General features: G+C 51.8%; 9 protein-coding genes. 3 read left to right on the top strand and 6 right to left on the bottom strand.

Annotation, left to right across the window (positions count from 1 at the left end; genetic code table 11):
* Positions 1-4 precede the first annotated feature (4 nt).
* Together torA and ACR0DU_RS15985 are read left to right on the top strand one after the other, a co-directional pair.
* Positions 5-2,470, top strand: coding sequence for a trimethylamine-N-oxide reductase TorA (gene torA, locus ACR0DU_RS15990; RefSeq protein WP_480875912.1), 2,466 nt, complete (start codon positions 5-7; stop codon positions 2,468-2,470).
* Positions 2,467-3,048 carry a molecular chaperone TorD family protein gene (locus ACR0DU_RS15985; protein WP_480875910.1) on the top strand — a complete coding sequence of 194 codons (582 nt, stop codon included), beginning with the start codon at positions 2,467-2,469 and terminating at the stop codon, positions 3,046-3,048. The genes torA and ACR0DU_RS15985 overlap by 4 nt, the downstream gene beginning before the upstream one ends.
* 293 nt (positions 3,049-3,341) lie before the next feature.
* Here the strand turns inward: ACR0DU_RS15985 and ACR0DU_RS15980 are convergent, their stop codons facing one another.
* Together ACR0DU_RS15980 and ACR0DU_RS15975 are read right to left on the bottom strand one after the other, a co-directional pair.
* Positions 3,342-5,993: an AsmA family protein gene (locus tag ACR0DU_RS15980; RefSeq protein WP_480875907.1), complete on the bottom strand. Its 2,652-nt coding sequence runs from the start codon at positions 5,991-5,993 to the stop codon at positions 3,342-3,344.
* 686 nt (positions 5,994-6,679) lie between these two features.
* Positions 6,680-7,177, bottom strand: coding sequence for a hypothetical protein (locus ACR0DU_RS15975; RefSeq protein WP_480875904.1), 498 nt, complete (start codon positions 7,175-7,177; stop codon positions 6,680-6,682).
* 383 nt (positions 7,178-7,560) lie between these two features.
* On the opposite strand from ACR0DU_RS15975, the gene ACR0DU_RS15970 reads away from it, so the two are divergent.
* Positions 7,561-8,061 carry a hypothetical protein gene (locus tag ACR0DU_RS15970; protein WP_260023479.1) on the top strand — a complete coding sequence of 167 codons (501 nt, stop codon included), beginning with the start codon at positions 7,561-7,563 and terminating at the stop codon, positions 8,059-8,061.
* Positions 8,062-8,072: 11 nt separating this feature from the next.
* Here the strand turns inward: ACR0DU_RS15970 and ACR0DU_RS15965 are convergent, their stop codons facing one another.
* The 4 genes from ACR0DU_RS15965 to ACR0DU_RS15950 form a co-directional block, all read right to left on the bottom strand.
* Entirely contained in the window at positions 8,073-10,817 is a 2,745-nt protein-coding gene (locus ACR0DU_RS15965; protein WP_480875901.1) for an AsmA family protein, read from the bottom strand.
* Positions 10,818-11,219: 402 nt separating this feature from the next.
* A complete protein-coding gene (locus ACR0DU_RS15960) occupies positions 11,220-11,600 on the bottom strand; it encodes a hypothetical protein (RefSeq protein ID WP_480875898.1) in 381 nt (126 codons plus the stop codon).
* Positions 11,601-11,624: 24 nt separating this feature from the next.
* Positions 11,625-11,747, bottom strand: a complete 123-nt coding sequence (locus tag ACR0DU_RS15955; protein WP_010437819.1) for a hypothetical protein — start codon at positions 11,745-11,747, stop codon at positions 11,625-11,627.
* 64 nt (positions 11,748-11,811) lie between these two features.
* A complete protein-coding gene (locus ACR0DU_RS15950) occupies positions 11,812-12,111 on the bottom strand; it encodes a hypothetical protein (RefSeq protein WP_480875895.1) in 300 nt (99 codons plus the stop codon).
* Positions 12,112-12,369 lie beyond the last annotated feature (258 nt).

Genomic DNA, 12,369 nt, shown 5'->3' with positions numbered 1-12,369 from the left:
ACCAATGTCCACGCGCCGTGATTTTCTTAAAGGCACCGGGGCAGCAGGATTATCTGCTCTATTAGGCCCCAGCTTGCTCCAGCCAGCCGCTGCTCGAGCTGAGCAACTAACGTCTGCGGGCGTTTGGAAAACATCAGGTTCTCACTGGGGCGCTATTGAAGCTCTGGTAAAAGGCGGACAAGTTGCCGAAGTCCGTCCTCTCGCCGACGATCCGCATCCGACAGACATGGTGAACGGCATCCAGGGCCTGATCTATTCACCGTCCCGCGTCCGCTATCCCATGGCTCGTGCAGAATGGCTCGATAAACGCAAGGATGCTGATCGGACGTCTAGGGGCGACAACCGGTTCGTTCGTCTAACCTGGGACGAGGCTTTGGATCTGTTCTTTGAAGAGATGGAGCGAGTTCAGGTTTCGCACGGGCCTTCGGGGCTCTATGCTGGTGCGACCGGGTGGCGGCAGACGGGTCAGTTCCACTCGTGCATCAATCACATGAACCGGGCCGTATCCATGTATGGTGGATATGTGAAAAAAGCGGGCGACTATTCAACTGGCGCCGGTCAAACTATTCTTCCATATGTGCTGGGTTCCACTGAAGTGTACTCTCAGGGAACTAGTTGGCCGCTGATCTTGGACAACGCCAAGACCATCGTATTCTGGGCAAATGACCCGCTGAAAAACCTGCAAGTCGGCTGGACGTGCGAAACACACGAACCTTTTGAGTATTTTGATCAGTTGCGGGACAAGATCGCTTCTGGAGAAATCCGGTCCATCAGCGTGGATCCAGTGCGCACAAAAACGCAAAAACACATCGGAGCGGAGCAGCTCTATATCAATCCGATGACGGATGTACCTTTCATGTTAGCGTTGGCACACACACTTCACACCGAAGGCCTGCACGACCAAGAGTTCCTGAGTGTCTACACGCTCGGTTATGAACCTTTCATCGCCTACGTCATGGGTGAAGCTGAAGACGGAGTTGAAAAAACGCCCGAATGGGCTGCACCAATTTGTGGCGTGCCGGTTGATACGATTAAGGAGTTCGCTCGACTTCTTGCTTCAGACCGAACTCAATTGATCTTCGGTTGGTCTGTCCAGCGGCAACAGCACGGCGAACAGCCGTATTGGATGGGAGCGATCATAGCGGCTATGCTGGGGCAAATCGGGCTGCCAGGTGGTGGTATTAGCTACTCTCACCATTATAGCGGTATCGGTGTAGCACCTTCCGGCGCCAGCATGCCTGGGGCGTTTCCCCTTAACTTGGATATTGGTGTCGATCCTGTGCGAACGGACGACAACTTCCTGGGAGCAAGCAGTACGATCCCCGTCGCCAGATGGATTGATTGCCTGATGAACCCCGGTGGGGCAGTCGAACACAACGGTCATACGGTTACTTATCCGGACATCCGAATGGCAATCTTCACTGGTTGCAATCCCTTCCATCATCATCAGGACCACAACAAAATGCGTGTGGCCATCCAAAAACTGGAGACCATTGTTGCAATAGACTATGCGTGGACTGCCACATGCAGACACGCCGATTTGGTACTGCCCGCGTGCACTCAGTTTGAGCGAAATGATATCGATAGCTACGGTTCCTATTCACGCTCCGGTGTGATCGCGATGAAGAAACTGGTCGATCCGTTGTTCCACTCCAAAACCGATTTTGAGATATTCTCGCTATTCTGCAAACGCTTCGATCGCGAAGAAGAATACACACGCGGTTGGGATGAAATGGAATGGGTCAAAAGCCTTTATGAAACGACCCGCAGCGCAAACGAGGGAAGCTATGAGATGCCGTCCTTCGACGAGTTTTGGGAAAAAGGCATCGTTCGGTTTGAGAGGGGTGAACCCTGGGTCAGGCACGCCGATTTCCGCGACGACCCGGAAATAAACGCTCTTGGAACGCCTTCAGGTTTTATTGAAATCTCCAGCCGTACTATCGGCAACTATGGGTACGATGATTGCGGAGAGCATCCTAAGTGGATGGAAAAAATCGAACGTTCTCATGGGGGGCCGGGGTCAGAGAAGTTTCCGCTGTGGCTACAATCCTGTCACCCTGATCAGCGACTTCATTCTCAAATGTGCGAGAGCGATCCATACCGCGCGACGTACGCGGTTAAGGATCGAGAGCCAGTATACGTCAACCCGGAAGACGCGGCCGAACGAGGTATAGAAGACGGGGATATCGTGCGCGTTTTTAATGATCGCGGTCAACTTTTGGCGGGTGCAGTTCTGAGTGAAGATTATCCGAGAGGAGTAATTCGCATTCATGAAGGTGCTTGGTACGGTCCAGTCGATGCATCGCCAAACGCTTTAGACACTTATGGTGATCCAAACACCGTCACTTTGGATGTGGGGGCCTCAAAACTTTCTCAAGCTACTTCAGCCAATACCTGTATAGTTGAGATGGAGAAGTTTGAAGGAGAAGTTCCGCAAGTAACGGCTTTTGGCGGGCCGACTAGTGTATGAAAGAAGTTTCCCCGGAACTGATACGCTTTCTATCGAATGCATTCGCGCGTGAACTTGACTTGGCAACAATTGCGGCATGCTACAACGGGGTCGCAGACGAGCTTTTGCGTGGTGCTGCTGGAACAGATCAATTGATCCAGGAAATGAAAACGTGGTCCAATGCTCAGGAAACGCAAAGAAGGCTCGCAATCAGTTACGGAAGTGTGTTTCTGGCAGGAGGAAGGGAAGCGGCGCCACTATATGCTTCCGCCTGGCAAGGAAACGGGACACTCATGTCCACCCCACATTACAGAATGCTGTCACTTCTGAAGCAAGCCGGAAAAGAAGTTGCCAATAGCTACTCTGAACCAGCCGATCACTTGGCAATAATGCTCGAGTATCTCGCGATTTGTTTGGAAGGGCATCACGCCGCACCAGACGCCGCACAATTTGCTTCCAGTGACATATCGCCATGGTACCGAGGTTTTTCAAAAAAGGTCCATCGCCATAGCGAGTCCGATCCTTTTTACTTGTCGCTTGTGAAGATTACTGAAGCCGTGGTGGAGGACCTAAAAACGAGTATAGTCAAAGTGGAATAAGCGTTTTGTGAACAGATTATTGCTAGGCTAACGGGACATCTTGGTTTGCGTAGAAGAAGATCAGTCCGCATCTCAGAACCACATGGCGGCGAATGACAACTTTGTCCCGCGAGGTGGACGTTCAGATCATTGCGCATTGCCGCACAGCAGCGAACGGCCAATTTGTCCGCAAAGCGGATGCTCATACCGAGTGCAGTGAATGACCGCCATGAGCCCAGAGCAGAAATTGCATTTCGGAAGCAAAGTCTGCCTTTCTGAACTTTAGATTTGACTTTAACTGATCGCCTCCGCCACTATTGCAGTTGTAAAATATCCGGAACGCAAAGTTTTCTTTTTACCGGCATTTTGTCCGCACCATCCGATCGTTTCAGTCTTTTAGGCCCGTCTTTGACCTTAACCTTCGGCTTAGCCAGCGGGCCCTTTAAAGTCACTGGCCAGGGGCTTTTCGAAAGAGGTTCTCCGATTTTACGGGGTTGTAGATTTAAGTCCAAGGCCTTGCCAGTCAAATCAACAGCGCCAAAGACGACAACCTGGACGTGATCTGTTTCCAATGTGGTTTGTTTCGTCGAGAGGTTTCCATTAGAAATAATAATCGGCGCTCGCAAACATACAATTGGAGCTACCTTTTGTTTGTCCTTGGTAAACACCCAAGGTAGCACCCCAAGCCCCGCCAGATCTAAAAGCTGAGTCTCAATCGAGCCATCACGCAGTGAGACTGTGGCATTGCCGCTCATGCTGTTAGCAAAATGCTTGGGTGAATCGGTTCCGCCTGTAACCGAAAAATCTGCATAGACTGTACCGCTTGCGCCCTTTTTGAAGTTCAGGTTGTGAAGAATATCATCCAGCTGCCAGCCACCTGCGTTGCCGGTCAAAGTGAGTAGATGCGCGTCGTTTGATAGATCCATTTGCCCGCTAACGTCGAAGCTTGCGCCTCCGTATTCAAACTTCAAAGGCCCAGCCTTAAGCTCGTTTTTGTTGAGCGTCAGTTCGCTCTGCAAACTGCTGATGCCTTTCGCACCCTCTATGTGACGAAGGTCTACGTCGACATCCATATCCATACCGGACAAGAGAATTGAACGTCCGATAGGTTTAAGCGTTACATCTCTCAACGCACCTTGATCGCCTTCGTCTTCTTGCTTAGACCCTTTCTCCTCTGGCTCTGAACCGCCTATTTTCCGCAACTGTGCAGCGGCCTGTACGATAGTTCGGATCTGATCTATCTTTATCAGGTCACTCTCAATGGAACCCCGCAGCACCGGCTCACTTGTTGCATCATCTAGATCGGCCAATATCTGTAAGACAGAGTCGGCGACCTCAACATTGGCACTAGCGTTCCAATCGGTGCCTTCGCTAACAAGGTCGATTTCAAGGCGTGCCTGTCCGGTTTCGACGCGTTCAAGCGACAAGGCTTCCAAAAGGTCCGCTCCGGATGGGACTGAGACATCAATTCCCAAATCCAGGTCCTCGAATTTGAGTACATTCTTGACAGTGCCATGCACTTCAAGGTTCCAGACGTCCGTATCGCTTGTCTTCCCATCCAAATTCGTCAGCGAAAGCTGATTGATGTCACCGTTCAAGTGGAAGTCACCGGAAAACCTGCCAAGCTGGTCGTCTGGTCCCAACAATTCTGGCGAGATCAAACTGCTTGCCGGTATATCGATTAGGCCTTCTGCTGATATGCCTTGCAACTGAAGCGCGTCATCGACCGAACCGTTCAAAATGATAAACGGATCGGCGGGGTTTCCAATTCTCAGGTTGATGTTTCCGACCTTTAAGGCGCCTTCTGGTGTTTTGGAAAGCTCGGAGAACTTAATCGGTGGCGGGCCTTCGCCGGACGTGTCCAACGTGAAGCCGTTGGTCTTAATGACCATTTGTCGCTGCGGCACCTGCCCGGGTACGCTGTCAATAACCATGTCGACCGCGATAAGTTTAAGATCATATCGCGAGGCGGCTGGCGCTGGTTCCGCATCTTCTGGGTACAACCTAATTCGGGTTGTCAGCGATACGTCTTCCGGGTTGCCCAGTTCCCCGATCTGCCCCGTCAGCGAAAGGCTTTGCCCGCCATCCAACTCAGCCAATACAGATAGGCCGTCAATCCGTGCTACGCCGTCGACTGAATTGAACGTTGCACCAATATTCCCCGTACCGTCCAAAACTCGGTTAAGCTTCAGGATATCGAGAAGTTGGCCAAGTTCTGCAATCTCTATGCTCGTCTTCACTTGTAGGCCGTTTTCTTGAGGGACTTCATCTGCGGCAATCGCAATCTGTTCAAAGTTCAACGCCACTTGAAACGGGTCTTTCGCGGGAAATGTCGCGTTCAGTTCAAACCTCTCTCCGTTTAGCGAACCGGCCCCGACTGCAGTCGCAACATCGGTTTCCGTATCACGCTTTAAGAGCAGCTCAGGAAGCTGCAGATCCAACTCAAGTCCGTTCAAATCGTTCTGATAAAAAATGGCGATATCAGTCAGATCAATTTTGCGGTCCGTCAGAATTCCGGCTAACGGCGGCATCGGGGAATTTGCAGGTTTCCCGGCTTCAGCTTCGGTTTGGGAAATGGACTGCCAGTTTCCGAAGCCGTCTTTGTCTGTGATTAGGTTCAGACGAAAACCTGAGAGCGAAAGACCACTTAGTGACAGTTTACTGTTCCAAAGGTCGCGCGCGGAAACTTCAAACTCGATCTCATCGATTGCTGCAAGTTTCACATCAGCATTCTGAGAACTGGGTAGTTCCAGCCCTGTCGCTGACACCTGCAATTGCCAACCAAGTCCCAGACGCACTTCATCTTCAATTCTAACGTCTTGGCCAAGTTTCTTAGAGATCAGATTTTCGACGAAAGTAGTCCTGATCGAAGAAAACAACGCTGAAGACAGAAAAAGCCAAGCTGCCAACATAGCGACACACGCGACAACGAAACAAATCAATACACCTTTTGCAACGTATCGCACGTACTTCTCCTAAATTTCCGATTCATCCAGTGGACAGCCTAGACCATTTAATCATTAAGTTAATGGAGTATATGGTCAGTAAAGGATCTGAAATCTGAATGATCTTGACTATATAGCCGATATTCTCGCCTATTTAGTCGAACCGCTAAGAAGCGGGTAATCGATAGACGTTCGACTAGTGCTTCACGCCCGGTTTCTAAACGACAGGCTTGAGCGTTGCATGAGTGCTGACTAAATCGGTCCGACTATCCCTCCAACCGAGAGAAAGCAGGGTTCTTTCGATACCTTTCATTTATTCAGTAACTGCTACAAATGAATTCATAAAACAATGATGACACGACGAGCTCACTAGCCAGAAAACAAGAGGGTCAGGCTGCGTTTTGTTCCAGAGCCGGGGCCGTTACTAGACAGATTGTTCACATTGTCCGGCTCCTTAGTCGGAGTCAATATCGGTCTATTGCATCTCTTGGGTGGGGCCGATGGATCAAAGAGCGCTTTATGAGGCCTTGCGTTGGAAATGCTTACCGTGTTGCTGCAGCTTGGCTTGGTGCCGTGTCATCACTAATGCGGGCACTTGGCCTATCAGCTATAAATCTGCCTACGTGAACAAAATAACTCCCTCCCGCTTAGGATCGGGTGCCCCAGCATGGGAAGAGTTGGCAATTCGCCGCTCGGGGCAGTTTGCGTCAACAAGTGAAGTTCGACTGAATGCTAGCTTTGCCACCAGCGCGGCGGATGCACTCGAGCACATAGTCGTCATGGCGCAATCCAAACGGAGTGGCGAGTGCCTCCGTTTCGTCCTTCGATATTGGCGCGAGATCAATAGTGGTAAGTGACGCTGGCCGATCTCTGTCCCGCCAAGTCCGGTCCAGCGGATCGCTGTCGATGCGTGTTGTCAACAAGATCAGCACGCGATCTGTCGAAAGTTGAGCGGCGAGGTCGGCCAATGCGTCCATTGTAATCACATCTGCCCAATGGAGATCTTCGACTACTAGGACAAGCGAACGCTCCTTGCAGCGATCCCGTGCAAGAGCGCCGAGGATCGCTCGTTTTCCTGTGTTTCGGGCGCTGTAGCCCATGGCTTGATATAGGTCGCTCAACATGCGCGGCTGGGGCAAATCAAGCAGATCGGTAAGAAACACCTCTTGATCTTCGGGTAGCCATTTTTGGAGACTCGAAGTCATCGTGGTCTCGCCGTCCCGTCTTGCTCCACCCTATTCAAGCAGTGGCTACCATCGTAGCGGGAAAAGCTAACATTCGGGCGCAGTCATTTTAGAGACTTGATCTTACGTCAGGTCTGCGAACAAAACCGCCTGTCGATCAAACGTATTCAATGACCGCTTCGCGCCCCATAGCGAACGACGCTTAGGTTGCCATCAACGTCAGTGATGCGCAGAAAGCGGACTTTGCAAAGTTTGGCGTGCAGCCCACAACTGTCGTTGGACAAGTTCTCTGGATGCCGTCGGCGTTGGCTCAACATTCCATAAATCGAATGGTTGTATTTGATTAATCCAGCGCGATACTCTGAATGCAGCTTTATATCTTCGGAACAAGTGTGGGGCATCGAATGAACAAGTTGGCGCTGACAGCAATAGCATTGATCTCCACCGGCGCGGTGTGGGCCGCGGGTATGGAACGATGGGGTGAATCCGGGGACTGGACAATCCTGATTGATCCCGAAAAGGGCAATGGTTGTCTCGCGTGGAAGCCCTTTGAAAATGAAATGACCGTTGAAATTGGCGCGGTGCCCAATCAGGCAGGTGGTTTTTTTGCCGCCTACAATCCGGCCTGGGTGCAGATCGAGGACGGCGCGACTGGCATCGTAAAGTTCGACTTTGGTGACGCAAAATTCGAAGGTGAAGCGGTTGGTATCTTCAAGAATGGAGTTCCCGGTGGCTACGCTTTTTTCGACAACCCGGCGTTTGTAACCGAGTTTGGAAAACGCCAAAGTGTTACGATTATTGGCGAAAGTGGGGCCGAGGTTGAACTCGACCTCAGCGGGTCCGCAAAAGCCATTGAAGCCGTTCTGACGTGTCAGGCCGAACAACCGGAACCACTGAAGAACTAGGTCGCGTCCGATTACTGCAATTGATTGATGTCCGGCACACAGGGTTGCCTTTCTGCGGGCATCTCATCGGCACCATCCGACGCTTGGTTTCTCGACCCACCCACATCCAGCTTGAACTTTGGCGACGAAAGCTGGCCCGTCACATCAAAGGGCCAGGCGCTTCTGGATAGGGGTTTACCTACGCGACGAGGCTCTGCTCTTAATGCGATGCGATCGTTCAGCCAGTCTACTTGCCCCCTGGCTACCAATTGAACCGATCCTGTTTCGATAACGATCGAGTTTGAACTGACCCGCCCGGCCTGGATATCGACCGGGGCAACCACGCAAGTGATGTCGGTGTAACCCTGCCGAAACTCCTCTGAAAACAGCCAAGGGAAGATGCCCAGCCCCGCCAGTTCCAAGAGGCTGGTGCTGATATAGCCCTGCGACATCGACATAGACGCTTTGCCGCGCATCGAGTTGATGAAGGCCTTGCCCGAGGTGGTATTGCCCGAAACGTTGAACTCACCGCTTAAACGTCCATAGGCCTCAATATCAATGCCCAACTCATCCAAGATTTCGCCGAATTCCCATCCGGAGGTCGATCCCGACAATGAAAGCCAATCAGGTGAGTCAATCAAATCCATCACCGCCCGCAGGCTGAAGTTTCCGCTGCCATAGGCCATTTGAAGAGGTCCGAAATCCACGGTTCCTTCTTTGGCAGACAATTGGCTGGAAACTGATGTTACGCCTTGCTGGCCTACAATCTCTTTGAATTCGATCTGCACCTCGACGTCAGCTTCTCGCAGCACGCGCTGCACATCCAGAAGATCGGCAGGTTTCCCTTTTTCCTTTGGCAACAATAAGGGCTGGACGTCTGTCTCCTTCGGTAAAACCAAAGGTTGAACCTCGGCTTCAGGTTCCTTTGTGGTCTCGCCTACCAAGCTTTTCAGTTGGTCCAGCACGGCAGTCAGGTTCTTCAGGTCGTTGAGATCGAGCCTTTCGCTCGTGATGTTGCCCCGAACAACAGTAGCGCCCTCGGGGAAATCAGCGTCTAAAGCCGCAAGAAGTTGCGAAGACCCGGCTTCAAACTGGATCGCGGCATCAAAGTCCTCGCCCTGTTTGGAGGTTTCAGCATCGATAGCTAGTGCTCCGATCTCGACAGGTTGCAGATTCACTGCGGTTAGAAACTCGGCGCTGTCGTCGACGTCCAATTTCACGTCGAAATCGAGACCGGCAAGCCCTTTTAGCTCGTTGACAGATAGTGCGAGATCGAGCGCCAAGAGATCGGTCCCGTAGGTGGTCGCGTTAAACCTGTTGAGTGAAACCGGCCCACCCGCATTGGTTATGTTGAAATCGGCTTTGATGCCGCCGAACTCGTCGACATAGTCTTCATCGAGGTTGGGCAGAATCAACTTTGCGGGCCCGTCGAGCACACCATCGAATGTTACGTCCTGAAGCTGAAGCAGATCGAGAATTTCCCCTTCGGCTTTCAGGATCGGTTCCTCAGTTGGCCCAGCTTGCAGCGCGATGCCCAGCATGGCCAAGCGGCCATCTGGCATGCGGCGAATGCTTTCGATAGAGGCTGGACCGATTACGTCTAACCCCTGGTCAAATGCATTGGTTTGGAACAGCAACTTCTCAAATTCGAAGGAAGCCAGGGATCCGACCATATGCATTTCAAAGCCCGTGAACTTCAATTCCTGGATACTTTTGGCTGCTGGCGGCGGCTGTCCTTCCGGATGTAGTCGCGCGTTGAAAAGCAGATCGACGCCCTGAGCGGTGTAGAGGTCATCTATTGAACCTTCGGCTTCGAGTCTCTGTCCATCCTCCAGGCTTACCGTGGTTGTAAACGCTTCGATCTTCAGGGCGTCCTGAGACACGAGTTCAGCCTGCAACTGGCCATTGCCTTCCAAAACGCGTTCCAATCCGATGACATCTAGAAAATCGCCGAATTCACCGGTGTCCATCTCCAATACTGCTCGATAGCCACCACCTTCGTCCTCCGAGAAAGGCTCACCATCGTAGTTTACGGTCATTTCCCCGAAACTGGCGCGTGTCGTAAACGGTGCGGCGTGTGGGTAGTCGCCTTCGATTTGGAAACCCTGACCGTTGACGGAGCCGGAACCAGAGACCTTCGTTCTTTTTTCATTATCCGCTTGTTCAAGAGCGAGTGACTTTAGGTCAAACACAAACGAGAAGCCTGAGACCTTGTCGTCGATGTTTAACCCGATTGACGTGAAACTGACGTTCTTGTCGCTCAGGAAGTTCAGGATCCCACTGCTTTCGGTGTCGCTTTCATCGATACTATCAGCGCTAGCGACGTCTTTTTGATCATCCGCTGATACAGATTCCTCGGACACGGGCCTGGGTGTTGGCCTATCTATTCGCCAACTTGTGGTGCCGTCTGCGGCTGTAAGAATATTCGCTTGGAGGCCTTCCACTACCAGATTGTCAAAATGCAGACGCCCGCTGGTCAAAGCGGCAATGTCCAACTCAAGTTCCAGCAGGTTCAATTTTACAAGTGGTGAATCCGGCATTGTCTGGCTCGGGATGACCACCCCACCGACGTAGATGTGACTAATACGTCCAAGCGCGACGCTTACATCATCGTTGACAAGAAGTGGCCGACCAATTTGTTCCGAAAGAACTCTTTCCACAAGGTCGCGCCGCATGTCCGAGAACATCGGAGCAGCAAACAACAACCAAACAAACGCGACTGCTGCGAATGCGAGAAGTGCGACAAGCCCAATTATCCTAAATAGCCAAACCCTCATGCGCCCCCCCCTATCGCCGCTTTCGCCCTTCAGACTCTGACAAGCAGATATTCGGCCCACCTAACTGAACGCTCGTTCTGAACCATATTCAGGTCAATTGGGCTGTGTCACTAATCGTCTCTGGTAGCCCCGCCAGTCGCTTTTGTTCTTCCCATATGTACACTTGCCCTATTGGTTGTAGCCTCTTCGGACGTCTGGATTGGTCCAAAAGTCTGAACGTCATCGACCTATTGGACGCGCGTTGCTGAAAAGGTAGTAAGCGCAAAATGTACAAGAAGGGCTTTTTTCATCGCCAGGTCCAGTGTCCGGGTTTTCAACTTGGGCCGGGGTTCACAGAAAGATCGCCCCGGCCAGCGTCAGGACAAACGAGGTAGTTCTTGCCCTGAAACATCGTAATTTCGTCTAGTTGAGAAGATCACCGACGATGCCGACCGCATCGACTACGGTAGACAGGTCATTCGTAACTTCGAGGACTTCGCCATCGACCTGAATGTAGCGGTTTCCTTTGCCCGGCTCCTTCAGCTTCCATTTGGAAAGGTCCCCAATATCCTCGAACTCCAGATCAGATGGGAGCTTGGCACCGCGCGTGTAGCGTTTGATCTGACCAGGTGGGATAGTCTTTGGGCCTTTGCCGGGTTTGTCTTCAATCTGAATACTGACATCACCGTCCTTGCCCCCCTTGTTGGGCTTTTTACCCTTGTTGTCTTTGGCATGGGCATCGCTGCCTCCAAGGGTGAAAAACACAACTGATAAGGCTGCGAGAATTCCGTATACGATCTTCATAGACTTTTCCTTTGCTTCCTAACTTCATTCAACCGGAGTTGAAAATTCCGGCACGCGCTTCAGGGCTTCGATCATGTCCGCGCTCGTCATCAGTTCGATGAATGTGTAGTATTTCAGAACCCCTTGGCTCAGACGCGAAGAATACATGGCCTGCACTATCCGAAGAGCGAGCCAGTGCTGCGCAGCCGTTTTCAGCTACGCAGCAGACAGGTCACAATGCGCCTTCGTCGCCCAGGAATTCGATACCAGCTGTCGCGCCATCAGTGTAAGCAATGCAATTCCAAGGAGCACGATCCTCGCCAACACCGACAGTGACTTGTGTTCCAGCTTCGCTAAACGCAGACGACAGCACAACGACTTGCGAATTGTTCGTTGTGTTAGCTACATCTCGCAAACACGCCCGCTGAGCGGGCGTGAGCTCGGCGGATGCGCTTGATGTACTCGTATCGTCGCAGGCTGCAAGCAGTGCGAAACATGTCGCGCCTGCAATCATCATCACTTTGTTAGTCATTTTCTTCTCCCTCTGGGTTCGTTGATCTTGATGGAATTGGAGGCGACTTTTTGAAGCTCTCGCGTCTATGCAGCCAATAGAACATACCTCGATCCGGTGCCTACCTTTCCCAAATACTTGCTGTGGAGGGCTTCGGCGGCAGAACGAAATTAAGTTGATTACCGGGGCCGCCAACAACGCGTGACGACCAAGTAATATCACCGGCAAAAGCCAGAGCGAACTTTGGAGCGAGGGCCAGAACCTTAAGTTTGAGCATTG

Source organism: Ruegeria sp. G2, assembly GCF_056533505.1.
This window is presented reverse-complemented; position numbering and strand designations above follow the sequence as displayed.